Genomic DNA, 24,213 nt, shown 5'->3' with positions numbered 1-24,213 from the left:
TTTAGGTAGCACCGTGGTCCCGCCGCAATGAAAACCGTTGTCGAAAGGACCGCTCATGCCCGCACGCCCTGGTTGGCGGCTACCCCTCGGACTGATGCTCGGCGCGTTCATCGCCCTGCTCGACGTCTCGATCGTGACCGTCGCCCTGCCCGACATCGGCGCTGATCTGGACACCGGGACGTCGGGCATGCAATGGATCGTCGACGCCTACACCCTGCCGCTGTCCGCGCTGCTGCTGTCCAGCGGCGCGGTCGGCGACCGCTGGGGCCGTAAGCGCGCCTACCTCGCGGGCGTGGCCGTCTTCACCCTCGCCTCGATCGCCTGCGCCGCCGCGCCCACCAGCGGAGGGCTCATCGCCGCGCGGGCGGTGCAGGGCGCGGCCGCGGCCCTGGTGTTCACCGGAACGCTGTCGAATCTCGTCCAGGCGTTTCCGGAGCCGCATGCGCGGGCGCGGATGCTCGGGATCAACGGCGCCGTCGCCGGGGCCGCGATCGTCGCAGGGCCGTTGCTCGGCGGTCTTCTGGTGGACGCGGTGGGCTGGCGCGGCATCTTCGTCATCAACCTGCCGGTGGGCCTGGCCGCGTTGTGGCTCGGCGTCCGCGCCATCCCCGAGAGTTCCGACCCGGAGCACGCGGCATTCGACCCCGCGGGGCAGGTCCTGGGGCTGGTGATGCTGGGCACGCTCACGTACGGGCTGATCGAGAGCCGGGAGTACGGCTGGTCCTCCGCGCAGACCCTCACCTCGCTGGCCGTGGCGGCGGTCGCCGCCGCGGGCTTCGTGCTGGCCGAACGGCACGGCGCCCCGCCGATGCTGCCCCTGCGGCTCTTCCGCGACGCCCGGTTCACGGTGCCCAACGTCGCCTCGTTCGTCCTGGGCTTCGGCACCAGCGCCGTGTTCTTCCTGCTCTCGCTCTATCTCCAGCAGGTCCAGGGGCACTCCGCCATGTCGACGGGGCTGCGCTTCCTGCCGCTGACCCTCAGTCTCAGCGCCGTCTCCCCGTTCGCCACCAGGCTGTGCGCCCGCTTCCGTACGACAACCGTGATGACCGCCGGCTACGCGCTCTCGGGTGCGGCCCTCGCCGGCTTGGCGCTGCTTGCGCCGGACACGGGCTTCTGGCCGTTCGCCGCCTTGTCCGTCCTGCTCGGCGCCGGCATGGGGGCGTCCATCGGCCCCACCCAACTGGCCGGGGTGGCGGCGCTGCCGGTGCAGCGCTCCGGGCTCGGCGCTGCCTGCATCAGCACCACGCGGCAAGTGGGCACGGCGCTGGGCGTGGCTGTACTCGGCCTGATCGTCGCCGCCCAGGCGGGGTCCAGTGTGGGCAGCGAACAGTACGCTCACGGCTTCGTGCGCGGGCTGCACATCGCCGGTCTGGCCACCGGCGCGGCGACCCTTGCCGCCGCGGGCCTGATCGCCGGCTCGGCCCGTGGCCGGCGGGGTCCGGTCGCGGACCCCGCCGGCCCCTCGGTGCGTGCGGCAGGCGTGTGACCGGCCTTTCGGGCGCTCGCGGGGGCGTGGTCGCGCGACATGCTCTGCCGGTACGTGGCCGATTAAGGCATATTTGCTGGTTATGGTGCTCTGGTGGGTATTGCCGAGGACGTGACCGTCACCACTGCGCCGGTACGGCGGCGGCGAGCCTCGCCGGCGGTCCTCGTCGCGGGCGGGCTCGTCTGCGCGGCCTTCGCCGGCCTCTGGGCGGTGGGGACCGAGGGCTGGCTGACGCATCCGGCGTTCCGGGCCTGGCAGACGGTCTGCGTGGCCATCGCCGTGCAGGCGGTGCCGTTCCTGGTTCTCGGCACCCTGGTCTCCGGCGCGATCAACGCTCTCGTGCCGGCGCACGTCTTCACCCGCGTGCTGCCGCGCCGGCCCGCGCTGGCCGTGCCCGTGGCGAGCGCCGCGGGGGTGGTGCTGCCCGGGTGCGAGTGCGCGTCGGTGCCGGTCGCCGGGAGCCTGATCCGGCGTGGGGTGACACCGGCGGCGGCGTTCGCGTTCCTGCTCTCGGCGCCCGCGGTCAACCCCGTGGTGCTGGTCGCCACCGCGGTCGCCTTCCCCGGCGCGCCGGAGATGGTGGCCGCCCGGCTGCTCGCCTCGCTCGCCACCTCCGCGGCGATGGGGTGGCTGTGGCTGCGCTGGGGCCGGGAGCGGTGGCTGCGGATGCCCGCGCGGCACGCCGGGCACCGGGAGGGGGAGAGCCGGCTGACCGCGTTCCGGCTCGGCTTCCAGCACGACTTCCTGCACGCCGGCGGCTTCCTCGTGCTCGGTGCGGCGGCCGCCGCCACCTTCAACGTCGCCGTCCCGCAGTCCGTGCTCGACGCCTTCGCCGACCACGCCTGGCTCTCGGTCCTCTTCCTCGCCGGCCTCGCCGTCGTCCTCGCCGTCTGCTCCGAGGCGGACGCGTTCGTGGCCGCCTCGCTCACCGGCTTCTCGCCGACCGCCAGGCTGGCCTTCATGGTCGTCGGCCCGATGGTCGACGTGAAACTGATCGCCCTGCAGGCGGGCACCTTCGGCCGGGCCTTCGCCTTTCGCTTCTCGGCGGCGACCATGGTGGTCGCGGTGGGCGCCGCGGCCGTGACCGGGTGGTGGCTGCTGTGAGGAGCCGGGTGCAGGCGCTCATCCTGCTGCTTGCCGGCGCCGGGGTGTTGCGTATCACGCTCTTCGGCGACGTCTATCTGCGCTACGTGAAGGAAGGGCTGCGGCCCTTCCTCATCGCCTCCGGGGTGCTGCTGGTGCTGACCGCGCTGGCCGGCCTGCGGAAGCGGACCCCGGCGGGCTGCCCCTCCGCACCGATCGCGCACGACGGGCACCCGCGGGCCGGGGCCGTGCACGACCACGGCTCCGCTCCGCGCGTCGCCTGGCTGCTGGTGCCTCCCGCGCTCGCCATGCTCGCCTTCGCGCCTCCCGCGCTCGGCTCGTACACCGCGAACCGGGAGAGTGCCAAGCGTGTCGAGGCCGGCGGTCCGCACTTCGCGCCGCTGCCGAAGGGCGCGGTGGTGCCCCTGACGCTCACCGAGTTCCTCGAACGCTCCGGCGCCGACCCGGCGAGCATGCGCGGCCGCACGGTGCAACTGGTCGGGTTCGTCACTCCGGAGAAGAGCGGTGCCGGCTGGCGGCTCACCCGGCTCGTCGTCACCTGCTGCGCCGCCGACTCGCAGGCGCTGCAGGTGCCCGTGCGCGGCGCCGCCGCACCGCCCGCCGACGCCTGGGTGACCGTCACCGGGATGCCGGGCCCCCGCGGATCGCTCGCCGTCGAGCGGCTGCGGCGCATCGCCCAGCCGCCGAATCCGTACATGGACGCCCTGCCGCCGCCGTCGACCTGAACCCGGTGGCGCTCGGCCTGCGGCGTGCACCTGCGGGCGGCGGGGCCGCGCTCAGTGCCCGGTGCGCACGGGCGCTTCGACGGCGAGTGCCGCTTCCAGCCAGCCGGCGCGGGGCCGGGGACGGGTGAAGCGGTGTGCGGGGTCGCCGACGACGACACGGGAGCAGGCGGCTGCCAGACGGCGGGCCGCGCGCTCGGCGTCCGCCCGCGGGTCGCCGCCCGGACGCAGGGGCACGTTGGCGCGGCCGTCGGTGAGGACGAGGGCCTCGACCTGGGACGGATCGTGGCGGCGCGCGGTCTCGGCGGCCAGGAGCAGCGCCGAGGCGAGCGGGGTGCCGCCGCCGGTGGGAAGCGCGCGCAGAGCCGTCCGGGCGCGGGCCGTCGACCGGGTCGGCGGCAGGCCGACGACGGCGCGGGGACCGCGGGCGACGACGACGGTGACCGTGGAGCGGTCCCGGTAGGCGGTGTCGAGGGCGGCCAGGGCAAGGGCCTTCGCGGTACGGATCGCGCTTCGCGCCATCGAACCGGAGGCATCCACGACGATGACGACCAGCCGCCCGCCGTGGCGCACCCGGAGCCGTCCGCGCAGATCCTCGGGGCGCAGGACGATGCCGCCGGCGGCGCCCCGAGCGCGCTGCCAGGGTGCGGCGGCGGCGAGGGTCGGCAGGATCGCCGGGCGCCCGGCCGCGCGGGCGACGGGCACCGTGCGCCGGGGCCGTCCGCGCAGGGGGTGCTCGCCAGGCGCGCCGTGCCGTCCGTCGAGCACGCCGCGGGTGGTACGGAAGCGCCCGGGCAGGGCTTCGGGGGTACGTGCCGGCGGGCCCGCCGCCGGTGGCTCGGCCGGTTGCGTGCCGCCGCCGTCGCGGCCGTCCGGTCCGCCTCCGCCCGTACCGTCCGGTCCGCCATCGGCACGTTCCCCGGAATCCGCGGCGCCCGTCCGGCCTCGGCTCGTAGCCCGGCCGTCGTCGCCGGTGGACGCGTCCTCGGCGGTCCCGGTCCCCTCGGCGGTCCCGTCCTGGTCGCCGGGCGGTGTCTGCTCCGCCGGGCCGGAGTCGTCGCGAGGCTCCGGAGGGGAGGCGTCCGGTGGCGTGGACCGCGGCCGTGGGGGCGTGCCGGAGCGGGGGGTGCAGACCGCCGCTTCGACGGCTCCGAGTGGGTCCGGGTAGCCGGCAACGGCCAGGGAGACCGCCAGCCGGGTGGCGCCGACGTCCAGGTGATGGCACGTCAGACCGTGACCGTGCAGCAGCGCCACCACGTCCCCGGCGGCCGGCGGCGCGGCGTCCCGGGCTCCACGGCCGCCGCCGGCGGCGGCGACGGTATCCGCGTCGATGACGGCCGTCAGCCGGTCGGAGAGCGCCGTCGGCACGTCCGTGAGAGACGGGGCCTGCGCGAGCAGGCGCGGGGCGTCCGCCACGGCCGCCGCGCGCGGGGAGTCGAGCAGGTCCGCGGCGGGCAGCAGCAGCGCCGAGCCGGCGGCCCGCGTCAGCAGCCCCGGTGGGGGCCCGTCGCCGTGCAGCGACGCCCACGGGTCCGGCGTCACGTGCAGGGCCGCCAGGTCCGTACCCGGACCGAACGTGACCGGTCGGTCCACCTCCCCGCGCAGCGTCCGCCAGACCTCCGCGCGCGAGACGGAGTCGCCGACCAGCAGCAGGCCGAACCTCCCGCCGGCCAGCCAGGCGTCCAGGACCGCGCGCTCGTGCCCGCTCACCGCCGCCCTCCACGGATACCGCGGCGCCCGCTCACGGCCGCTCCTTCGGCGACTGCCCGGCCAGCAGCTCCCGGAGCCGCCGGTCGATGCTCTCCGGCTCGTCGAAGGGTTCCCGCGGGACGCGGTGGCGCAGCGCCGGAAGGGCCACCGCGCGCAGGTCCCGCCCGCCGGCCGCCGGCGCGCCGCGCAGGGCGGCGTGGGCGCGGGCGGCACGGGTCAGCACCAGCTCGGCCCGATGCCCGACCGCGCCGGCCGCCACGCACAGCCGGACGGCGGCCTCGACCAGCTCGTCCGGCACCGGCAGCGCCGCCACCCGCTCGCGCGCCGCGACCAGCCGCCGGCCCAGCGTCTCCTCCTCGGCCTTCCATTCGCCGGCGAAGCCCTCCGGATCGGCGTCGTAGGCCATCCGGCGCCGGACGATCCGGGTGCGCGTCGCCGGGTCGGCGAGGGTGCGTACCACGGTGGCGAGGCCGAAGCGGTCCTCCAACTGCGGCCGCAGGTCGCCCTCTTCCGGATTGCCGGAGCCGACGAGCACGAAACGCGCGTCGTGGGTGTGGCTGATGCCGTCCCGCTCGACGTGGTTGACGCCGCCCGCGGCGACGTCGAGCAGCAGGTCCACGAGGTAGTCGTCGAGGAGGTTGACCTCGTCGATGTAGAGGAAGCCGCCGTGCGCGTCGGCGAGCAGCCCGGGGGCGAACCGCCGCTCGCCGCGCGTCAGTGCCGCCTCGATGTCCAGCGATCCGACCAGCCGGTCCTCGGTCGTGCCCAGCGGAAGATCCACGACGGGCGCGGGGATCCCGGCCTGCTCCAGCAGCGCACCCAGCGCGCGCACCGTGGTGGACTTGCCGGTGCCGCGGTCGCCGAGCGCCAGCAGCCCGCCCGTGCCCGGGTCGACGGCGCCCAGCAGCAGGGCCGTCTTGAGTTCGCTCTGACCGAGCACGGCGGTGAACGGGAACACCGTCATCGCGGCGCCACCCCCTCCAGCGCGTCGTCCAGGAGGTCCGCGACCTCGTCCAGCCGCCGTGCGTCGGCCTCGTCCGGCTCCCACAGCCCGCGGTCGCGCGCCTCGACCAGCCGGTCGGCGAGGCGCTTGACCGCGCCCGGATTGAGCCGGGCCATCCGCTCGCGCAGCGCGGCGTCGAAGAGGAAGGTGTGCGCCGCCCGGGTGAAGATCCAGTTGGCGACGGTGCCGGTGGTGGCCTGCATGCCGAAGGTGTTCTCCAGCCGTACGGCGACGTGGTGCACGCCCTGGTGGCCGTGCGCCAACTGGGCCTCGTACCAGCGCGGGTTGAGCAGCCGGGTCCGCGCCTCCAGGGCCAGCGCGTCGTCGAGGCCGCGGACGGCCGGGCGAGCGGCGTAGGAGTCGGCCACCAGCGGGCGGGGACGGGTGCCGGCGGCGAGGGCGACGGCCGCGGTCACTCCGCCGAGGTACTCGTAGTAGTGGTCGACGTCCGCCAGCGAGGTCTCGGCCGAGTCGATGTTCTGGAAGGTGACGGTCGCGGTGGACAGGGCGCCCCGCAGCAGCCGTTCGCACTGCTCGCCGCGCAGGTCGTGCCCCCAGGCGTGGCCCATCCGCCGCAGGTAGACGTCGCCCAGGTCGCCTTCCTCCGCCCAGGCCGACTCCTGTAGGACGTGGTTGACCCCGGCGCCGTACCGGCCGGCCGCGGCCGAGAAGATCCGGAACGCGGCCTGCCGCGGCGCCAGGTCCAGCTCCGCGGCCTGCCGCAGGGCGTGCGCGCGTACGAAGTTGGACTCCGCCGGCTCGTCGAGCGCGGCCACCGCCCGCACCGCCCGGTCCAGCAGCTCCACCGTGGTGGGGAAGACGTCGCGGCAGACGCCCGAGAGGGTGCAGACCACGTCGATACGCGGCCGGTTCAGCTCACCGGCGGGGATGACGCGGAAGCGGTCGACCCGGCCGCCGGGCCCGGCGACGGGCTCGACGCCGAGCAGCGCGAACGCCTGGGCGATGCCCTCGCCGCCCGACTTGACGTTGTCGACGCCCCACAGCACCAGCGCGACGGTCTCGGGCAGCGCGCCGTCGGCCTCCAGGCAGGCGGCGAGCATCGCCTCGGCGGTCGCCCGGCCGCGCCGCCAGGCGACGGGGGTGGGTACCCGCTGCGGGTCGAGGGCGTGCATGTTGCGGCCGGTGGGCAGCGCCTCGATGCGCCGGGAGGGCTCGCCGCCGGGGGAGGGGTGCAGATAGCGGCCGTCGAGCGCGTGCAGGAACGCCTCGGTCTCGGCGTCGAGGGCGAGCCGGGCTCGCAGGTCGGCGAGGAAGACCGCCCAGCCGCCGGGGACGCCGGGCGCCGTCCCGGTGCGCACCAGCTCGTCCAGCACACGCTCGACCGCGAGCCGTCCCGGGTCGTCCGGCGGCAGCTCGGTGACCGGCACTCCCGCGGTCAGTTCGGCCTCCAGCGTCTCGGTCAGCGACGCCAGCCCGTGCTCGGGCCGTTCGTGGTCGCACGCGGCGCGCAGGGTGGCCAGGGCGGCCTCGCCGTCGATGCCCTCGCCGACGCGGTGCAGGCCGAGGGGGATGAGCGTGCGCCGGACCTCGTCGGTGGCGCGCTGCACCGCGCGCAGCCACGCCACCGGGTCGCCGTCATCCGGTGGCGGGTCGAGCCCGGCCTCGGCGGCCATGGACCGTACCGCCGCCACCCGCTCCGGCGCGGGCGGCGGCTCCTCGGCGAGGGTCGCGCGCACCTCCTCGTCCAGGTCGGCGAGGACGCCATAGAGCCCCGCGCGGTCCAGCGGCGGCGTCAGGTACGAGATCAGGCCGGCGTTCGAGCGGCGTTTGGCGATGGTGCCCTCGGACGGGTTGTTCACGCAGTAGAGGTAGTGGTGCGGCACGTCGCCGGCGAGCAGCGACGCCCAGTCCCGCGGGGCGAGCCCTGCCTGCTTGCCCGGCATGAACTCCAGCGCGCCGTGCGTGCCGAAGTGCACCAGGGCGTGCGGGGCGAAGCGGGTGCGCAGCCAGGTGTAGAAGGCGGTGAAGCTGTGGCTGGGCGAGGCGTCCGGGGCGAAGAGCAGCCGCATCGGGTCGCCGTCGTAGCCGAAGGAAGGCTGCAGGCCGACGAAGACGTTGCCCAGCCGCAGCCCTCTGACGGCCACCGACCGCCCGTCGCTGTCGAGGTCGCCGGGCGGCCGCCCCCAGAAGCGCGCCGCACGCTCGGCCTCCTCGCCCGCTTCGCGTACGTACTCCGCGGCGGGCCAGGACTCTTCGACGCGTACGCCGGTGCGTGCTCCGCCGGCCTCGTCGGTCAGCATGAGCTCCAGCAGCTCTTCCGCGGTGGCGGGCAGGCCGTCGACGACGTAGCCGGCCCTCCTCATCCGTGTGAGGAGGTGGTGCAGGGAGGCCCAGACGTCGAGGTGGGCCGCAGATCCGGCGGCGCCCTGCCCGGGCGGGTAGCCGAAGAGGACGATCGCAATCCGCTTGTCCCGACGGGCGGTGTGCCGCAGCTCGACGGTCCGCCGGGCCAGCCGGGCGAGCCGGGCGGCGTGTTCGGGGACGGGCACCATCGCGTCCGTCGCCTCGTCCCGCCCGGCCAGCACCAGCGGGGCGGTGGAGCCCTCCAGTTCCGGGACGGCGATCTGCATCGCGACCTGTACGGGGGTGAGGCCGGCGGGTGCGTCCCGCCACTGCCGGAGGGTCTGGTGGAAGAGGGGCACGGCACCGAGCAGCGGGGTGCCGTGCCGGGCCAGCAGCGCCACGTCGCCCTCGGTGTTCGGCTGCCCGTGCGTGCCGCTGAGGGTGAAGCCGGTGGCGTTCAGCCACAGGTCCACCCCGGGCACCCGGGCCGCCGCCTCCTCGCCGAGGGCGTCCAGCGTGCCCACCCAGCCGACGACGTCCAGCCCTTCGGCCTCCAGCCGGCCGACGAGGTCCCGCAGATGGGCGTCGTTGCCCGAGGTGACCTGCGCCGGGAAGACGGTCAGCACCACCCGGCCGGCGGGCCGTTCCACCGCGGACCGGGCGGCCCGGCCCTCCTCGTACTCCGCCCAACTCGCCACGAAGCCCGTCGCCGGGTGCCAGAAGCCGCCCCGGGGCAGCCGCGCGGCGGGCCCGGGATCCGGGTGGGCGGCGGGCCGCAGCAGATGAAGCAGGACGCGCAGCCCGTGCGCGGCGTTGTCGGCGGACAGGTGGTGGAAGCCCTCGGCGACCTGGACGAGCCGGTCCCGCTCCAGGCGGCTCGCGCGCGCCAGCTCCGGGGCGTTGGGCGGGACCGGAGCCAGCAGCAGCCGCGGATGCCGTGCGGCGAGCGCTGCGATCCGTGCGGCGTCCTCGTGGTCGTGCACGCCGTGGACGAGCAGGGCGTCGGCATCGGCCAGTTCGCGCTCCAGCCGCTCGGGCCTACGGGCGGCCTCGTACCGCTCGACGGGCACCCAGCGCACCTCCGGCACGCGCACGGCACCCTGACGCAGCGCGAAGGCGTTGTGCGCCTCGAATCCCACCGTGACGACCTTCACCGGGGTCACCGGCACCGCCGGGCTCACGGGTGCAGCCACGACGCGATGTCCTCCAGGCCGTCGACGGCGGCCGTGCCGCCGACGCCGTAGGTGGTGTTCGCCTCGAGGAGCCGGACCCGGTCCTCCGCGACCGCGTCGAGCGAGGCGACCGCCTCGTTCTTCAGCAGCGTGTCGTACGACGCCCGCCCCTTGCCCGTCACGTCGATGAGCAGGAGGAAGTCGGGGTCGGCCTTGACGACGACTTCGGGATCGACCGGGCGGGTACGGGTGACGCCGGCCTCTTCGGCGGCGAGCGTGCCGCCGGCCTTGACCACCAGGTCGGAGACCAGCGCCGAGGGCGCGTTGACGAAGGGGGTGGCCGCCTGGTTGCTGAGGACCAGCACCGAGGGCCTGTCCCGGCCCCGGACCTCCTCCCTCACGGCGGCCGTACGCCGCTTCATGGCCTTGACCAGCGACGCGGCCTTCTGCTCCGCGCCCAGCTTCTCGCCGAGCCGGGTGAGGTTGGCCCGGATCTGCTTCAGGGAGCCCTTGTCGCCGGGCAGCGTGACAATGTCGACACCCGCCTTCGTCAGGGTCTTCGACGCCTGCTGCTCGCCCTCGTGGCGGGCGGTGACCACCACCAGGTCGGGGTCCCAGGACAGCACCTGCTCGGGGTCCGGATCGTTGCCCGGCGGAATCTTGTGCGGCACGTCGGCGAGCCGGTCCGCGTGGCTGCTGAGCGTGGGGCTGAGCGACTGCCGGGGTACGGCCACCAGCCGTTCGGCGCCGACGAGTTCGGTGACGGCCTCGGCCGCGTCGGGGGAGAGGGCGGCGATGCGCCGCGGCTTGGCCGCGGCGGTGTCGGTGTCGCCGGTGTCCGCGGAGGAGGCGTCGTCGCCGCAGGCCGCGGTGGTGACGGCGAGCAGGGCGAGGAGGACGGTGGCGGGCAGGGAGGTTCTGAGGGCTTTGCGGGGTGTCAACGTACGCTCTCTTTCCGGTTGTTCTCGGCGCTGGCGATGCGCAGCGGTGTGACCCGCAGTGCACCTGTGTCCTCATCCGCGCGGACGGCGGCCTGGACCCCGTACGCGGCGCTGATCAGGGGCTCGGTGAGCACGTCCGCGGGCGTGCCGGCGGCGGCGATCCGCCCGGCGTGCAGCAGCGTGAGCCGGTCGCAGAAGCGCGCCGCCTGCCCGAGGTCGTGCAGGACGGTCACCACGGCGGTGCCGTGGGCGGCGAGGCTGCGCAGCAGTTGCAGGACGTGCAACTGGTGCCGCAGGTCGAGGGCGGCGACCGGCTCGTCCAGCAGCAGTGCCCGCGGCTGCTGCGCCAGCGCGCGGGCCAGGTGGACCAGTTGCCGCTCGCCGCCGGAGAGGGTCGGCACCCGCTGGCCGGCCAGGTGCGCGGCGCCGACGGTGTGCAGCGCCTCGCCGGTGATCCGGTGGTCGTCCGCGCTGAGCGGCTGCAGCCGGCGCACGTGCGGGTGGCGGCCCATGAGGGCCACGTCGTACGCGGTGAAGCCGAAGTCGAGCGCGGTGTCCTGCGGTACGTGGGCCAGGTGCCGGGCCATGTCGCGCGGACGCGTCCGCGCCACCGGGCGGCCGTCGAGGAGCACCCGTCCCGCCTGCGGCGCCAGCAGACCGGCGAGCGTCTTCAGCAGGGTGGTCTTGCCCGCCCCGTTGGGGCCGATGAGGCCGAGCACCTCGCCGGGGACGGCGTCGACGGAGACGTCGTCGAGGACCACCCGCTCGCCGTAGGCCACGCGCAGCGTCGAGGCGCGTACCACGGCCCGGCGCCGGGAGTCGTCACTCATGCTTCCGCCCGCGCAGCACGAGGAAGAGGAAGGCGGGCGCGCCCAGGAAGGCGGTGACGACCCCGGTGTGCAGCGTCACGGGGGCGAACAGCATCCGCGCCCCGAGGTCGGCGAGGACCAGGAAGGCGCCGCCCGCCAGCGCCGCGGCGGGCAGCAGCCGCCGGTGGTCGGGGCCGATGGCGAGCCTGACGGCGTGCGGGACGACCAGTCCGACGAAGCCGATGACGCCGGTGACGCACACGCACACGCCGGTCAGCAGCGAGGCGCAGATCAGCAGGAAGCGGCGTACGCGCACCACGTCCAGACCTGTGGAGCGCGCCTGGGCCTCGCCGAGCAGCAGCACGTTGAGGTCCCGGGCGAAGGCCCCGGTGACGGCGAGGGCGATGAGCACGGGCAGCAGCAGGATCCGTACCCCGCTCCAGTCGGCGCCGTCCAGGTCGCCCTGCAGCCAGAAGGTGAGGGACAGCACGGCGTCGGCGTCGGGGGCGTTGGCGACGACCGCGGAGACGACCGCGCCCAGCAGGGCGTTGAGCGCGATGCCGACGAGGATCAGGGTGGCGGGGGAGTGGTCGCGGCGCAGCGCGGCGGCGAGTTGGAGCAGGCAGACGGCGGCCAGCGCGCCGGCGAAGGCGGCGGCGGGCAGGACCCAGGTGCCGGCGGCGGTCGCGCCGGTGGCCAGCACGAGTACTGCGCCGACCGCGCCGCCGCTGGAGACCCCGGTGATGCCGGGGTCCGCGAGCGGGTTGCGGAACAGCGCCTGCAGCACCACACCGGCGACGGCGAGACCGGCCCCGGCGAGCAGCGCCGTGGTGACGCGGGGCAACCGGATGTCATCGATGACCAGAACGTGCCGAGTCTCCACCTCGCCGGCGGGCAGCCCGAGATGGCCGAGCAGGACGGACACCGTGTCCCCGAACGGGACGGTGACCGGACCGAGCGAGGTGGCGACGACGACGGCCAGCACGGTGACCGCCGCCAGGGCGGCGGGCGGGAGCACGCGCCGGCGCCCCCTTCCCGGGGCGCCGGCCACCGGACGGCGCGGCAGCGTGCCGCGTGCGTTCTTCACCCCGGGCCGCCGGCGACGCCCCGGGCGTCACGCATGGAGCAGTGCACGAATCCTCCCCAACGACACAAGGACATCAGATAGACATGAAAACCATGTTCATTTAGCATGGCTCAGACCACCCGCGCCGGTCAACCAGGAGAGTCGTGCCATGCCAGAGACGCGGCTACGCAGGACGCGGCAGCGCGCCGCTGTGTTCGGCGCCCTGCAGCGCAGCGGCGACTTCGTCTCTGCCCAGCAGTTGCACGCGCAACTGGCCACGGCGGGTGTCGCCGTCGGGCTGACCACGGTCTACCGCACCCTGCGCGAGTTGGAGCGCACCGGGCAGGTCGACGTCGTTCGGGACGAGTCCGGCGAACGGCTCTACCGCCCCCGGCCGGACGCAGGCCACCGCCACTACCTGATCTGCCGCCTGTGCGGCTTCAGCCGGGCCGTCGACACCGACGTCGTCGAGCGCTGGGCCGACCGCCTCGCCGCCGCGACCGGCTTCGCCGACATCGAGCACACCCTCGAACTCAGCGGCGTCTGCGCCCGCTGCCTGCCGGACGGGGGACGACCGGACCGGAGACACGGAGCGGCCTCGTCGGCCGCCGTACCGGAAGGAGACCGACCGCCGTAACCGATCCCACCATCCGCGCAGGGCCTGCGGAGGACCGGGTGCCGGTGACCGTGCCGACCGGCCGCCCGGGACCCGGCACGACCGTCCTGTGCAACGGGACCCGCACCGGGCCTCACCGGCTGCGCGTCGACGTCACCGAGAACGACCCCGGTGAGGTCGACATCGAGGCCGACACCGTCCTCCCTTGTCGCCGCCGGGCACCCCGCATGTCACCGTCTGGGACTTCTCCGGCGACGCCCCGCGCACGCTCCATGCTCATGAGGCCGTCAATGGGCGTCGCCATGGGTAGAGCGGCACCGACCTGGCGCTGCAGACCGTCGACGCCGTCGTCGTACGGGACGAACTCGCCGCCGTACCCGCCGTCGTGGTGCTCTCCCGGCGCATCCGCAGGCCGGTGATGCACAACCTGACCGTCTCCGGGCTGTCCATCACCGCACAGGTCGGCTGGGACCTGTCCGGACACCCTCTGCCGATCGGCGTGGCGGGCACGAGGGCCCCACCGTCCTCGACGGGCTGAACGGCCTGCGGCTGCCGCGCGAGAAGGTGTGGCGTCTCGTCGGCCCCGTGGCGACGGGCAGGTGCGCGCCGCGGCACAACCGCCGTGTGCGGTACGCCGGTTGTGCCGGGCGGGTCAGTCCGGCGGCGGGAGCAGGCCGCGCTGGTAGGCCCGGACGAGGTGGCGCGGCACGCGGTGGACCGAGCCGTTGACGGTCACGGGGACCAGATCGGGCGGGGTGGCCTTCCACCGGGCGCGGCGGTGGCGGGTGTTGCTGCGGGACAGCTTCCGCTTGGGTACGGCCATGGAATCCTCCGGACGGGGCTCAGTGGGGCTTGGACGTGTAGGGGAGCAGGGCCATTTCGCGGGCGTTCTTGATGGCGCGGGCGATTTCGCGTTGCTGCTGGGCGGTGACGCCGGTGACGCGGCGGCTGCGGATCTTGCCGCGGTCGGAGATGAATTTCCGCAGCAGGTCGGTGTCCTTGTAGTCGATGTACGTGATGCCGGCCGTGAGCAGCGGGTTCTTGCGCTTGCGTGGCGGCTTGCGGGGACCGCTGACTGCCATGGACAGAGCTTTCCGGGTTCGGGTGCGGGTGGGTCAGGCGGGGACGCCGAGGAGGGCGTCGAAGGCGGTGGACAGTGTGCGCCAGGTGTGGGGGCCTGCGGTGTATTCGTCGTCGGTGAGGAGGCAGGAGTCGAGGGTTCGGCGGAGGGTGTTGTGGTCGAGGTCGGGGGTGGTGAAGGTGAGGTGCTGGGCGCGGTCGCCGTGTTCGGGGTGCCAGTCGAGGGCGGCGGCCACGCGGCGCGCCGCGGGCTCCAGTTCCCAGGCGGCCTCCGGCAGCGCGGCCAGCCACGGTCCGGCGTGTTCGATGCACAGCGCGCCGCCGGTGGCGTCCCAGGACAGGAGGGCGTCTGGGCGGTCGGCGAGCCACAGGCGGCCGCGGCTGCGTAGGGCGGCGCAGGTGATGTCTTCCAGGGCGGTGTAGAGCCGGCCGGGGTGCAGGGGGCGGGTGCGGTGCCACACGAGGGTGGCCACGCCGTGTGCGTCCGCTTCCTGGGGCAGCAGGGCGCTGGCCGGCTGGAGGCGGGCTGCGGCGGCGTCGGCGTCGAAGCCGGTCAGCGCCGCGCGGGCCAGTTCGGGTGAGTGAAGGGGTAGCCGGTGGGCGGTGTGGTGGAGTTGGTCGAGCAGTGCGATGTCGGCGGGTTCGGGGGTGCCGGTGCAGGTGAGGGCCAGCAGGGTGGGGTATTCGAGTTGGCGGGCGAAGGTGTCGGCGACGGTGCGCCGGTCGGTGGGTGCCAGTGCCAGGTTCTGTTCGGTGAGGTCGTCGCCGCAGGTGAGGTAGGGCACCAGTGAGTCGGTGTCGAGGGCGGTGAGGACGCCGGTGAGTTCGATGGCCTCGGCGGGTGCGGCGGCGATGAGTTCGGCGATGGCCTGTGGTTCGACGGAGTCCCAGAGGTCGATCACCGCGAGTGGGTGTGCTCTGCCGACGGCCAGGGACAGCAGTGTGGGTATGAGGTCGTCGCGGACGGCGCAGCAGGCGCAGGGCTGGGACATGCGGGGCCGGCCCCGGTCCCGTACGCCGTCGGCGTCGCGCACGGTGCGGGGCATGCGGTCGTCCTCGATGGCGTCCAGGTCGTGGTGGACGGCGACGGCGCCGGGCACGGCGCGCAGCAGGGACTCGACGGCCGCTGTGCGCGCCTGTCGGTGCAGCCCGGCGGCGACGACGACCGGTAGGGGAGTCGGCTTCGTCATCTCAGCGCTCCTGGTGGCGGGCGTAGCGGCGCTCGAACCGCTCGACGCGGCCGGCGGTGTCCAGCACCTTGCTCCGGCCGGTGTAGAAGGGGTGGCTGGCGGAGGAGATCTCCACGTCGATGACGGGGTAGGTGTGGCCGTCCTCCCACTCGACGGTCTTCTCGCTGGTGGCGGTGGAGCGGGTGAGGAAGGCGAAGTTCGCGGCCCGGTCGCGGAAGACGACGGGGCCGTAGGAGGGGTGGATGCCGGGCTGCATGCCGGGTGGCTCCCTTCAGCGCTCTTCGCGGAAGAGCACGTGGCGGCGGACGACGGGGTCGTACTTGCGCAGGTGCAGCCGGTCGGGGTGGTTCCGGCGGTTCTTGCGGGTGACGTAGGTGTAGCCGGTGCCGGCGGTGGAGCGGAGCTTGATCACCGGGCGGAGTTCGTTGCTGGCCATGCCCTGCAGCATACATCGTAACGGTTTTCATTTTCATGTAACCCGCAACCACAGGCCCAACCGATCGGAGGGGCCGTCCATGTCTGCCCGATGCCAGATGACGGGGCGCACGCCCGGTTTAGGTAACAACGTCTCCCACTCCCACCGCCGCACCCGCCGGCGCTTCGACCCCAACATCCAGCGCAAGCGCTACTGGCTGCCCAGCGAGCGCCGGTACGTCCGGCTGACGCTGAGTGCCAAGGGCATCAAGGCCATCGACGTCATGGGCATCGAGAGCGCGGTGGCGCGGATGCGCGCCCGGGGGGAGAAGATCTGATGGCGAAGACCAGCAAGATCGCGAAGAACGAGCGGCGGCGGGCCGTCGTCGCCCGCTACGCCGCGCGCAGTCCTGCGGCGGGTTCCAGCGGGCGATGTCGCGGTGGCCGAGGGCGGTGTCGGCCGGGTCGACGTACCGTGCGCGGGACACCGGCCGGGTGACGCAACGTCCGCCGGATGCCGAGCGTTCCGTGTGAGCCAAGGAGCGATGGGGCATCCGATCTGCATGCGCGTCGTGATTACCGAGGCGACCGGGAACTTCGGTTCCGTCGTCGTACAACGTCTGCATGCCGAGGGTACGCACGACCTCGCAGACCTGGCCCGGCGGCTGCCCGAGGGTCCCGACAGCCGGGGAGCCGACCGGCGCTCGGTGGACCTCAGCACCGATGCCTGCCACGACGCACTCGGCGCGCTCGGCGACACCGTCCACCGGGGCGCGTTCGTGGTGCGGCGTCTCCCGTGACCACCCATGCCGCTCCGGCGCGCCCCGGACAGTCGCGCGTGTCCGCGCTGCTCGCCGCCGCTCACGGCGGGCCCGCCCTGGCTGTCACCGCCGTCGCGGGCCTGCTCGCGCTCCGCGAGGACCTGCGTCCGCTCGACGCCGTCGTCGTCACCGGAGCGGTGCTGACCGGTCAGTTGACGATCGGCTGGGGCAACGACCTGCGTGACCTCTTTCGCGACCGTGCCGTCGGCCGCACCGACAAGCCCCTGGCCACCGGCGCCCTCCCGGTCGGCTGGGTGGTGCGTGCCATGGTCGCGGCCGCGCTCGCCCTCCTCGTCCTGTCCGCGCTCTCCGGCTGGCGCAGCGCGCTGGTCAACGTCGCCCTCGGCACCGGCGCGGGCCATGTGTACAACCTCGGGCTCAAGGCCACCTCGTGGTCCTGGGTGCCCTACGCCAGTGGCTTCGGGGCGCTGCCGTCGATCGTCACCCTCGCCGGCCCCACCCCGGTCTGGGCACCGCTGTGGATGACCGCTGCCGGGGCCGTGCTCGGCGTCGGGGCGCATCTGCTCAACGCGCTGCCCGACCTCGCCGACGACGCACGCACGGGCGTCCACAGCCTGCCGCACAGGCTCGGCGGACGCCTCTCCCGCGTCCTGGCCGCCGTGTTGCTGCCCGCCGCCTCGCTGATCGCCGTGTTCGGTCCCGCCGGTAGCCCCCCGGCGTGGGCGGGGGCGGCCCTTACAGTGGTGATCGTCCTCGCGGTGCTCACGCTGGTCGCCCGGGGGCGCGGCCCCTTCCGGGCCGCGGTGGCCGTCGCCCTGCTCGACGTCGTGCTGCTCGTGGCCGGCTGATGGCGCCGGCACCCACTCACTGGGACCTCGCGGTGGTCGGTGCGGGACCGGCCGGCGCCGCCGCTGCCGTGGGCGCACTGCGCGCCGACGCGAGGCTGCGCGTCGCCCTCCTGGACCGGGCGGACTTCCCGCGGGACAAGGCCTGCGGCGACGGGGTGGCCCCGCACGTCCTCGACCTCCTCGCGGAGGTAGGCGTCAGCGGCCTCGTCGACGACCGGGTCCCGGTCGAGCGCCTCCGCCTCGGCCGGGGAGGCTTGACCGTCGAGCGGCGGATGGACCGACCCGCGTGGGTGGTACCGCGCCGGGTCCTCGACGCCCGGCTGGTCGACGCCGCGATCGCCGCAGGCGCCCGGCTTCTGCGGCACCGGGTACGTGAGCTGCGGCAGCACACCGACGCAGTGGTCCTGGACGACGAGATCTCCGCCGCGGTCGTCGTCGGCGCCGACGGCGCCCACTCGGCCGTCCGGCGCGCGCTCGGCCGGCCCCGCGGTCCGGTGGGCCTGGCACTGCGAGGTTACGCCCCGGTCGCCCCCGGGCGGCGTGGCGCGCAGGTCATCGAGTTCGACACCTGCCATCTGCCGGCGTACGCCTGGTCCTTCGACCGCGGAGACGGCCACGCGAACGTCGGGTACGGCGAGCTGCTGCGCGCGGACCGGAGGGCACCGACCCGCGGCCAGTTGCTCGAACGCTTGGACGCACTCCTGCCCGGCGCGGCCGGGAACGGTCGGGACTGGGTCGGGCACCATCTGCCGTTCTCGACGGCGCGCCGGCGCCCCCTGACCGGCCGCGTGCTGCTCGCGGGCGACGCCGCCGGCCTGGTCAACCCGCTGACCGGCGAGGGCATCTACTACGCCGTGGCCACCGGCATCGCGGCCGGTCGCGCCGCGGCCGCGGCCCTGTCCGCCGGACGACCCCAACGGGCGGGCGAGCGGCACGCCCGTACCATCCGCCGGATCCTGCTGCCCCACCTGCGTCACACCGCCGTGGCCGCCCGGCTCGCCCGCAGCGCGCGCATCATCGAGGCCGGGCTGCGCGCCTCGGCCGCCGACCAGCGTGTCTTCGACGACCTCGTGGAGCTGGGTCTCGCCCGGGGCCGGCTCACTCCCACCGTCGCGCTCGGCCTCGGCCGGGCGCTCGTCGCCCCCGCTCCTCCGACCGACCTGACCCGGGAGCCAGCATGACCATGCGCGTCCTCAGCGTTCGCGGCGTCCTGCCCGAGCACCGCCACCGGCAGGAGGAGATCACCGAGTCATTCGCCACCACGCTGGTCGAGGGCACGCTCGATCGCCGCGTCGTCGAGCGGTTGCACCGCAACGCCTGCGTCGAGTTCCGGCACAGCGTGCTCCCGCTGGAGGAGTACGCCCGGCTCGGGGACTTCGGCCGGTCGAACGACGTCTTCATCCGGGCCGGCGTCGAACTCGGCGGTCGCGCGGTGGTCGAAGCGCTCAAGGACGTCGGTCTCACCTCGGCCGACGTCGACTACATCGTGTCGTGCACGGTCACCGGCCTGGCCGTACCCTCGCTCGAAGCCCGCGTCGCGGCGGAGATCGGGCTGCGCCCCGACGTGGTGCGCCTGCCCCTCGTCGGCCTCGGCTGCGTCGCCGGCGCAGCCGGCGTCGCCCGTCTGCACGACCTGCTGCGCGGCAGGCCGGACGGGGTCGCGGTGCTGATGTCGGTCGAACTGTGTTCGCTCACGCTCCAGCGTGACGACACCTCGTTCGCCAACCTCGTGGCAAGCGGTCTGTTCGGGGACGGTGCCGCGGCGGTGGTCGCCGTCGGCCCCGAACACCCGCTGGCGCAGTCCGACGACCCCGCCCGCCCCGAGGTGCTCGCCTCGCGCAGCCGTCTCTACCCCGAAACGGAGCGTGCGATGGGCTGGGACATCGGTTCCGGCGGCTTCAGGATCGTGCTCGACTCCTCGGTCCCCGACCTGGTGCGCCAGTACGTCGGCGAGGACGTCCGCGGCTTCCTCGCCGACCACGGACTGACGGGCGACGACCTCGGCTGGTACGTCGCACACCCCGGCGGTCCCAAGGTCCTGGAGGCTCTGCAGGGCGCCCTCGGCGTCGAGCGGGATGCCCTCAGCGTGACCTGGGACTCGCTGCGCCGGATAGGCAACCTGTCCTCCGCCTCGGTGCTGCACGTCATGGCGGACACGCTCGCCCACCGCCCGCCCCCGCCCGGATCCCACGGGCTCATGCTGGCCATGGGCCCCGGCTTCTGCTCTGAACTCGTGCTCCTGCGTGCCCCCGGAGGTGAGAGGTGAGCGGCGAGGTCCTGTTCACCGCCCTGGTCCTGGCCGTCGGCCTGGAGCGGGTCGCCGAACTGGCCGTGTCCCAGCGCAACGCCGCGTGGAGCATCGCGCGCGGCGGCGTGGAGTCCGGGCGGGGCCACTACCCGTTCATGGTGGTGCTGCACACGGGGCTGCTCGCCGGCGCGCTCGTGGAGGTGTGGGTGCGGCGGCCGGACACCGCACCGGTCCTCGCGTGGGCCATGCTCGTGCTCGTCGCGGCCTCGCAGGCGCTGCGCTGGTGGTGCATCGCGACCCTGGGCCGGCAGTGGAACACCCGGGTGATCGTTGTGCCCGGCAGTCCACGCGTGACCCGCGGCCCCTACCGGTGGCTGTCGCACCCGAACTACGTGGCCGTCGCCGTCGAAGGGCTCGCGCTGCCGCTGGTGCACTCGGCCTGGATCACGGCCGTCGTCTTCACCGTGCTGAACGGGTTCCTGCTCGCCACCCGCATGCGCAGCGAGGACGCCGCCCTGGCCCGGCTGACCTGAGGAGGCGCGCATGGACCTGCTCATCGCCGGCGCGGGACCCGCGGGTCTCGCCACGGCCCTGCACGCGGCCCGGGCGGGGCTTGACGTCGCCGTCTGGGAGAAGCGCGCCGGCACCGTCGACAAGGCGTGCGGCGAGGGACTGATGCCGGGTGCCGTCGCCGCCCTGGCAACGCTCGGCGTGCACCCGCCGGGGCGTGACCTGCGGGGCATCCGCTACGTCGCCGGATCGCACCGGGCCGACGCCGACTTCCGGGCGGGGCCGGGTCTCGGAGTGCGTCGTACCGCGCTGCACACGGCGCTGCGCGAGGTGACGATGGCCGCGGGCGTACGGGTCGAGCAGCGCACCGTGCGCCGCGTCGAGCAGGACGACGACGGTGTGGTGGTCGACGGCACCCGCACCGGCCACCTCGCCGCTGCCGACGGCCTGCACTCTCCGATCCGCCGGACCCTGGGTTTGCACCGACCGCAGCGAGCCCACCTGAGGCACGGGCTGCGGCGTCACTACAGGCTCGCCCCCTGGAGCGACTACGTCGAGGTGCACTGGGCCCGTGACGCGGAGGCCTATGTGACCCCGGTGGCCGACGACCTCGTGAGCGTCGCGGTGCTCACCACCGGCCGCGGACCGTACGACGACCACCTTGCCGCCTTCCCCGAGTTGCGGGAGCGGCTGGCCGGAGTCGGGACCGCCGGGCCGGTGCGCGGGGCGGGCCCGCTCCGCCAGGCCGCGAGCGCGCGCACGGCCGGCCGGGTGCTGCTCGTCGGCGATGCGGCCGGCTACGTGGACGCACTGACCGGCGAGGGCATCGCGCTGGCGCTCGCACAGGCGTCGGCGGCGGTGCGGGCAGTCGTCAGCGGCGACCTGACGGCCTACGAACGGGAGTGGCGGCGAATCACTCGGCGCTATCGCTGGCTGACCCGGGCGCTGCTCGGTGCGACGAGGATGCCCCCGGTCCGTGCGGCGCTGGTGCCCGCGGCGCAGCGGATGCCGTGGTTGTTCGCCGCGACCGTCGACGCGCTCGCGCATCCGGCAGGGACGTGACCCGGTGGGCAGCACGCTCGCCACGGTGTTCGTCCGCACCGGCCACCCGCGGCGTGGCGGTGGGCCGGTACGACTAGGAGATCGCCTCGCGCCACGGGCCGGCGTCCTTGCCCAGGGTCACGTAGACCTCGCCCTGCCGGGCCGCCGTGCCGTCCGCGGCGGTCCCGAAGGTGAGGTGCCAGCGGATGACACCGTGCTCGTTCGCGGAGAACGTGCCCCGCGCGTGCGCGCGGTCGACCGCCAGCACCTCGTACGCCGGCGGCTGTCCGTCATCGTCTCGCAGGTGCGGGTAGAAGAAGTCCTCCAGGAAGAGCAGCCGCTCGCCGGTGCGCAGCAGGTATCCCGTCCAGTACGAGCCCGGCGGGTGCGGCAGGCTGAGGGTGGACCAGCGCAGGTGCTCGACGGTCTCGGCGTGGCGCAGCCGGGCGATCACGTACGGGGCGAACTGCTGGGCCCGGGAATGCGCGTAGTTGTGGTCCGCGGCGCTCAGGGCCGCGTCGAGCAGGAGCGGTATCTCCCGGTGGGCGTGGGCTGCCGTCGCGCCGGCGGCGTCGCCGTCGTCCTCCAGGAGCTGGGCGAGGAGTGCGGAGACGCCGTGGCGCTCGAAGAGCGCGGTGGGGTGGCGCAGGGCGGTGAGGCACAGGCGGATGGCGGCGGTGCGGGCGTCGGCCTCGGTGGCGTAGCCGAGCGCCCGGAGGTTCGCGGCGGAGTCGGGGCCGACCGCGGGGGTGTGGATGCGGCGCGGCTGGCCGCGGTCGTGGGCGGTGACGGGGTAGCGGTCATGGCGCCGGTTGCCGCGGGCGTCGTCGATCATCTCGGCGAGTTGGTGGGCGGCATCCCCGGACAGGGTGCCCGCGCGCTCGTCGACGACGCTGCGGAAGTCGCGTTGGGCCTCGGCGAGCCGGCCCCACTCGCGGTACAGCCCGCCCCGGCCGAGGAGGGCGCGCAGCGCCGCGGTGCGCGCCTCGTCCAGCTCCGCCTGCAGCCCCTCCCGCGCCGCGGCAGGGGCGCGCGAGTGCATCGCCTGCAGCGCCCGGTACGCGCCGCCGGTCGCTGCCACCCGGGTGTCGATGCCGCCGACGCCGCGTCCGTGCTCGACCACCCAGCGAAAGCCGCGCAGCGCCCCGCGCTGGTCGCCCTCGCTCTCCTGTCGCACGGCCCGGGCCAGTGCGGACCTGACTCGGAACGCACGCAGTCGCGTGAACAAGTGCACCCTCCGACCCGAGCGGACCCCGGCAAGTCCAGGGTGGTCACGACTCAGGAACTCGGACGACCAGCGGCAGCTCAAGGAGCCGGGAGCCTCGGCGACCTCTGCGCCCGGTACTTCGACGACGCGACTTCACTCCGGGAACGCGGCTCGGATGCGGTTCAGTTCGGCCTTGGTGACCGGGAGTACCGTGCCGTGGCGGGGCCTGGCGGGCATGTCGTAGTCGTCGGGGATGCTCCAGTCCGGATCGTCCAGTTCACGGGTGGTGAAGGGCGTGTATCCGCGGCCGGAGGACTCGTCCATGAAGGCGTACCAGCGGTCCTCGGTGTTCGACTTGAAGGCCGTCGGGCCCTCCAGCCAGCCCATGCCGAAATCGGTCCTGAGGCAGTCGTCCACCAGCTCCCAGTTCCGTTGCCCGGTCCCGGGCAGGTCGACCGCGGTGAGGGACGTGGAGCGTTCGAGGACGATGTCGGCGGTGCAGGAACCGATGACGCCGTCGTCCGTGCTGAAGCGGTAGTAGTGCCTCCCGTCGCGGACGACGGTGGCGTCGATGGAGTTGGCGCCGGTGTCCTTCCAGACGCGCGGCTTGGAGAACGTGCGGAAGTCGCGGGTGGTGGCGTACATCAGGCGGGTGTTGACGGTCTCCTCGTGGTCCGGGTCGTCGGCGCGGTAGAGGTTCGACGCCCAGTAGACGACGTAGGCGCCGAGCCGATCGTCGTACGTGGCCTCGGGCGCCCAGGTCATGCCCGCGGTATCGGCGGAGACCCGCACGTGGCGCTGCTCGGACCAGTGGACCAGGTCGGTGGACTCCCAGACCTCGAGGTGCTTGCTGCCGTGTCTCGTCGCGTGGTCCCAGCCCTGCCCGCCGTGGATCCGGAGGTCGGTGGCGAGGAGGTAGAACTTGTCGCCCTCGGGAGAGCGGATGACGAACGGGTCGCGTACGCCCTTCTCGCCCAGGGAGGAGGTCAGGACCGACCGGCCGCCGTTCAGGTCGTCCCAGTGCAGCGGGTCGTTGCCGCGGCTGGCGGCGAAGTAGATCTGCTCGCCGTCTGCGTACTGTTCCCCGGCGAAGTAGGGGAAGAAGTAGCCCTTCAGCGCTCGCTTCTCCGGTAGCGGGCGCACCGTGAGCTCGAAGCGGCGCTCGGTTCGGTGGTCCCCGAGCCTGACCACGGCCGTGAGGGTCACCGGGGCGGAGCGCTCGCCGTGGGCGGGGCGGCGCACCTCGCCGCTCCGGGAGACGGTCGAGGGGGCGGTGGACTCCCAGGAGACGCGGGCGCCGTGGAGGCCCCGGTCCGGCAGGGTGAGGTTGCCGCGGACGTCGTCGGCGTCCCAGACGGTGAGCGCGTCGGCGGCCTTGTCCAGCCGCTCGTCGAGGGTGGGGCCGAAAGCCCGGGAAGGCGGCGCGTCGGCGGCGGCTCCGGGAATCGCCGCCTGGATCGCCGAGAGGGCCAGGAGGAACGGTATCCAGACACGGGAACGGGCGCGTACGCGCTTCACGTCGGGTCCTCTCGACGACGAAGTATCGCTCGATATGCCGAACAACGGTCGGTAGGCCGGCCACACGCTAGAAGGGTCCGCCGGACCGGTCAAGGGTGCGAGCACGGGTCCGAACAGCCGGCAACGGGCTGCGGCGCGGCAGTGCGGTCCCGGCGATCCGGCGCTGCGGCTGTGCCTTCATGGTCCGCTGGCTCGGTGTCCTGGGTAGGGCGGAGCGGCGGCGGTGACCCGCATGCCCTGGACGGCGGCGGAGTCGGCCTCGCTGCCCAGGGCCGGGTGGGCTTGCCGGCGGGGGACGAACCAGTCCTGCGGCGCCTCTGTGCGGTGGTTGCTTGTTGTCATGACCGCGGCATGACTCTATTCTCGACCCAGCGAAATGGGTGGGATCGTCGAATACGCGTCGAAGCGCTTCGACTGAGAATTCGACGGACACCGCGGGCCG

The 24,213-nt window shown here is 74.4% G+C and carries 25 protein-coding genes and 1 pseudogene; 12 read left to right on the top strand and 14 right to left on the bottom strand.

Annotation, left to right across the window (positions count from 1 at the left end; translation table 11 throughout):
- The first annotated feature begins 55 nt into the window (after positions 1-55).
- The 3 genes from O7599_RS04960 (at position 56) to O7599_RS04950 (ending at position 3,315) form a co-directional block, all read left to right on the top strand.
- Positions 56-1,486: a DHA2 family efflux MFS transporter permease subunit gene (locus tag O7599_RS04960; RefSeq protein WP_281620862.1), complete on the top strand. Its 1,431-nt coding sequence runs from the start codon at positions 56-58 to the stop codon at positions 1,484-1,486.
- Between the two features lie 210 nt (positions 1,487-1,696).
- A complete protein-coding gene (locus tag O7599_RS04955; protein ID WP_281623281.1) occupies positions 1,697-2,590 on the top strand; it encodes a permease in 894 nt (297 codons plus the stop codon).
- An 8-nt stretch (positions 2,591-2,598) separates the two neighbouring features.
- Positions 2,599-3,315, top strand: a complete 717-nt coding sequence (locus O7599_RS04950) for a TIGR03943 family protein (RefSeq protein ID WP_281620861.1) — start codon at positions 2,599-2,601, stop codon at positions 3,313-3,315.
- 51 nt (positions 3,316-3,366) lie between these two features.
- Here the strand turns inward: O7599_RS04950 and O7599_RS04945 are convergent, their stop codons facing one another.
- The 6 genes from O7599_RS04945 to O7599_RS04920 are packed head-to-tail and all read right to left on the bottom strand — an operon-like array spanning position 3,367 to position 12,269.
- Entirely contained in the window at positions 3,367-5,022 is a 1,656-nt protein-coding gene (locus O7599_RS04945) for a VWA domain-containing protein (protein ID WP_281620860.1), read from the bottom strand.
- A 31-nt stretch (positions 5,023-5,053) separates the two neighbouring features.
- A complete protein-coding gene (locus O7599_RS04940; protein WP_281620859.1) occupies positions 5,054-5,986 on the bottom strand; it encodes an AAA family ATPase in 933 nt (310 codons plus the stop codon).
- Entirely contained in the window at positions 5,983-9,522 is a 3,540-nt protein-coding gene (locus O7599_RS04935) for a cobaltochelatase subunit CobN (RefSeq protein WP_281620858.1), read from the bottom strand. The genes O7599_RS04940 and O7599_RS04935 overlap by 4 nt, the downstream gene beginning before the upstream one ends.
- Entirely contained in the window at positions 9,507-10,442 is a 936-nt protein-coding gene (locus O7599_RS04930; RefSeq protein ID WP_281620857.1) for an ABC transporter substrate-binding protein, read from the bottom strand. Before O7599_RS04930 ends, O7599_RS04935 begins: the two co-directional genes overlap by 16 nt.
- The gene (locus tag O7599_RS04925) at positions 10,439-11,272 is read right to left on the bottom strand and encodes a heme ABC transporter ATP-binding protein (RefSeq protein ID WP_281620856.1); all 834 of its coding nucleotides are present in this window, start codon (positions 11,270-11,272) and stop codon (positions 10,439-10,441) included. Before O7599_RS04925 ends, O7599_RS04930 begins: the two co-directional genes overlap by 4 nt.
- Positions 11,265-12,269, bottom strand: coding sequence for an iron ABC transporter permease (locus O7599_RS04920; RefSeq protein ID WP_281620855.1), 1,005 nt, complete (start codon positions 12,267-12,269; stop codon positions 11,265-11,267). Before O7599_RS04920 ends, O7599_RS04925 begins: the two co-directional genes overlap by 8 nt.
- Positions 12,270-12,486: 217 nt before the next feature.
- On the opposite strand from O7599_RS04920, the gene O7599_RS04915 reads away from it, so the two are divergent.
- Entirely contained in the window at positions 12,487-12,954 is a 468-nt protein-coding gene (locus O7599_RS04915; RefSeq protein ID WP_281620854.1) for a Fur family transcriptional regulator, read from the top strand.
- A 283-nt stretch (positions 12,955-13,237) separates the two neighbouring features.
- A pseudogene (locus O7599_RS04910) lies at positions 13,238-13,506 on the top strand (heavy metal translocating P-type ATPase); the annotation flags it as partial.
- 79 nt (positions 13,507-13,585) lie between these two features.
- On the opposite strand, the gene rpmF reads toward O7599_RS04910, so the two are convergent.
- The 5 genes from rpmF to rpmG are packed head-to-tail and all read right to left on the bottom strand — an operon-like array spanning position 13,586 to position 15,639.
- Positions 13,586-13,756, bottom strand: coding sequence for a 50S ribosomal protein L32 (gene rpmF / locus O7599_RS04905; protein WP_281620853.1), 171 nt, complete (start codon positions 13,754-13,756; stop codon positions 13,586-13,588).
- Between the two features lie 19 nt (positions 13,757-13,775).
- On the bottom strand, positions 13,776-14,015 hold the full coding sequence (gene rpsR, locus O7599_RS04900) for a 30S ribosomal protein S18 (protein WP_281620852.1): 240 nt from the start codon (positions 14,013-14,015) through the stop codon (positions 13,776-13,778).
- 33 nt (positions 14,016-14,048) lie between these two features.
- A complete protein-coding gene (locus O7599_RS04895) occupies positions 14,049-15,203 on the bottom strand; it encodes a GTP-binding protein (protein WP_281620851.1) in 1,155 nt (384 codons plus the stop codon).
- Position 15,204: 1 nt separating this feature from the next.
- The gene (locus tag O7599_RS04890; RefSeq protein WP_281620850.1) at positions 15,205-15,459 is read right to left on the bottom strand and encodes a type B 50S ribosomal protein L31; all 255 of its coding nucleotides are present in this window, start codon (positions 15,457-15,459) and stop codon (positions 15,205-15,207) included.
- 15 nt (positions 15,460-15,474) lie between these two features.
- Positions 15,475-15,639: a 50S ribosomal protein L33 gene (rpmG, locus tag O7599_RS04885; RefSeq protein WP_281620849.1), complete on the bottom strand. Its 165-nt coding sequence runs from the start codon at positions 15,637-15,639 to the stop codon at positions 15,475-15,477.
- A gap of 79 nt (positions 15,640-15,718) precedes the next feature.
- Between rpmG and rpmB the strand changes: the two genes are divergently transcribed.
- The 7 genes from rpmB (at position 15,719) to O7599_RS04850 (ending at position 21,067) form a co-directional block, all read left to right on the top strand.
- Positions 15,719-15,955: a 50S ribosomal protein L28 gene (gene rpmB, locus O7599_RS04880; protein WP_281620848.1), complete on the top strand. Its 237-nt coding sequence runs from the start codon at positions 15,719-15,721 to the stop codon at positions 15,953-15,955.
- Between the two features lie 207 nt (positions 15,956-16,162).
- Positions 16,163-16,417: a hypothetical protein gene (locus O7599_RS04875; RefSeq protein WP_281620847.1), complete on the top strand. Its 255-nt coding sequence runs from the start codon at positions 16,163-16,165 to the stop codon at positions 16,415-16,417.
- Entirely contained in the window at positions 16,414-17,247 is an 834-nt protein-coding gene (locus tag O7599_RS04870; RefSeq protein ID WP_281620846.1) for a UbiA family prenyltransferase, read from the top strand. The genes O7599_RS04875 and O7599_RS04870 overlap by 4 nt, the downstream gene beginning before the upstream one ends.
- Positions 17,247-18,428 (top strand): geranylgeranyl reductase family protein, encoded by a 1,182-nt coding sequence (locus O7599_RS04865; RefSeq protein WP_281620845.1) that lies wholly within the window; start codon positions 17,247-17,249, stop codon positions 18,426-18,428. Before O7599_RS04870 ends, O7599_RS04865 begins: the two co-directional genes overlap by 1 nt.
- Positions 18,425-19,513: a 3-oxoacyl-[acyl-carrier-protein] synthase III C-terminal domain-containing protein gene (locus O7599_RS04860; RefSeq protein WP_281620844.1), complete on the top strand. Its 1,089-nt coding sequence runs from the start codon at positions 18,425-18,427 to the stop codon at positions 19,511-19,513. The genes O7599_RS04865 and O7599_RS04860 overlap by 4 nt, the downstream gene beginning before the upstream one ends.
- Positions 19,510-20,028: an isoprenylcysteine carboxyl methyltransferase family protein gene (locus O7599_RS04855; protein WP_281620843.1), complete on the top strand. Its 519-nt coding sequence runs from the start codon at positions 19,510-19,512 to the stop codon at positions 20,026-20,028. The genes O7599_RS04860 and O7599_RS04855 overlap by 4 nt, the downstream gene beginning before the upstream one ends.
- A gap of 10 nt (positions 20,029-20,038) precedes the next feature.
- A complete protein-coding gene (locus O7599_RS04850; protein WP_281620842.1) occupies positions 20,039-21,067 on the top strand; it encodes an NAD(P)/FAD-dependent oxidoreductase in 1,029 nt (342 codons plus the stop codon).
- Between the two features lie 73 nt (positions 21,068-21,140).
- Here the strand turns inward: O7599_RS04850 and O7599_RS04845 are convergent, their stop codons facing one another.
- From O7599_RS04845 to O7599_RS04835, 3 genes are all read right to left on the bottom strand, one after another.
- Complete coding sequence (locus O7599_RS04845) at positions 21,141-22,223, bottom strand: hypothetical protein (RefSeq protein WP_281620841.1); 1,083 nt, start codon at positions 22,221-22,223, stop codon at positions 21,141-21,143.
- A 183-nt stretch (positions 22,224-22,406) separates the two neighbouring features.
- Entirely contained in the window at positions 22,407-23,771 is a 1,365-nt protein-coding gene (locus O7599_RS04840; protein ID WP_281620840.1) for a glycoside hydrolase family 43 protein, read from the bottom strand.
- 177 nt (positions 23,772-23,948) lie between these two features.
- Positions 23,949-24,113 (bottom strand): hypothetical protein, encoded by a 165-nt coding sequence (locus O7599_RS04835; protein WP_281620839.1) that lies wholly within the window; start codon positions 24,111-24,113, stop codon positions 23,949-23,951.
- Between the last annotated feature and the right edge of the window lie 100 nt (positions 24,114-24,213).

The sequence above is a fragment of the Streptomyces sp. WMMC500 genome, from assembly GCF_027497195.1.
Classification (GTDB): Bacteria; Actinomycetota; Actinomycetes; order Streptomycetales; family Streptomycetaceae; genus Streptomyces.
This window is presented reverse-complemented; position numbering and strand designations above follow the sequence as displayed.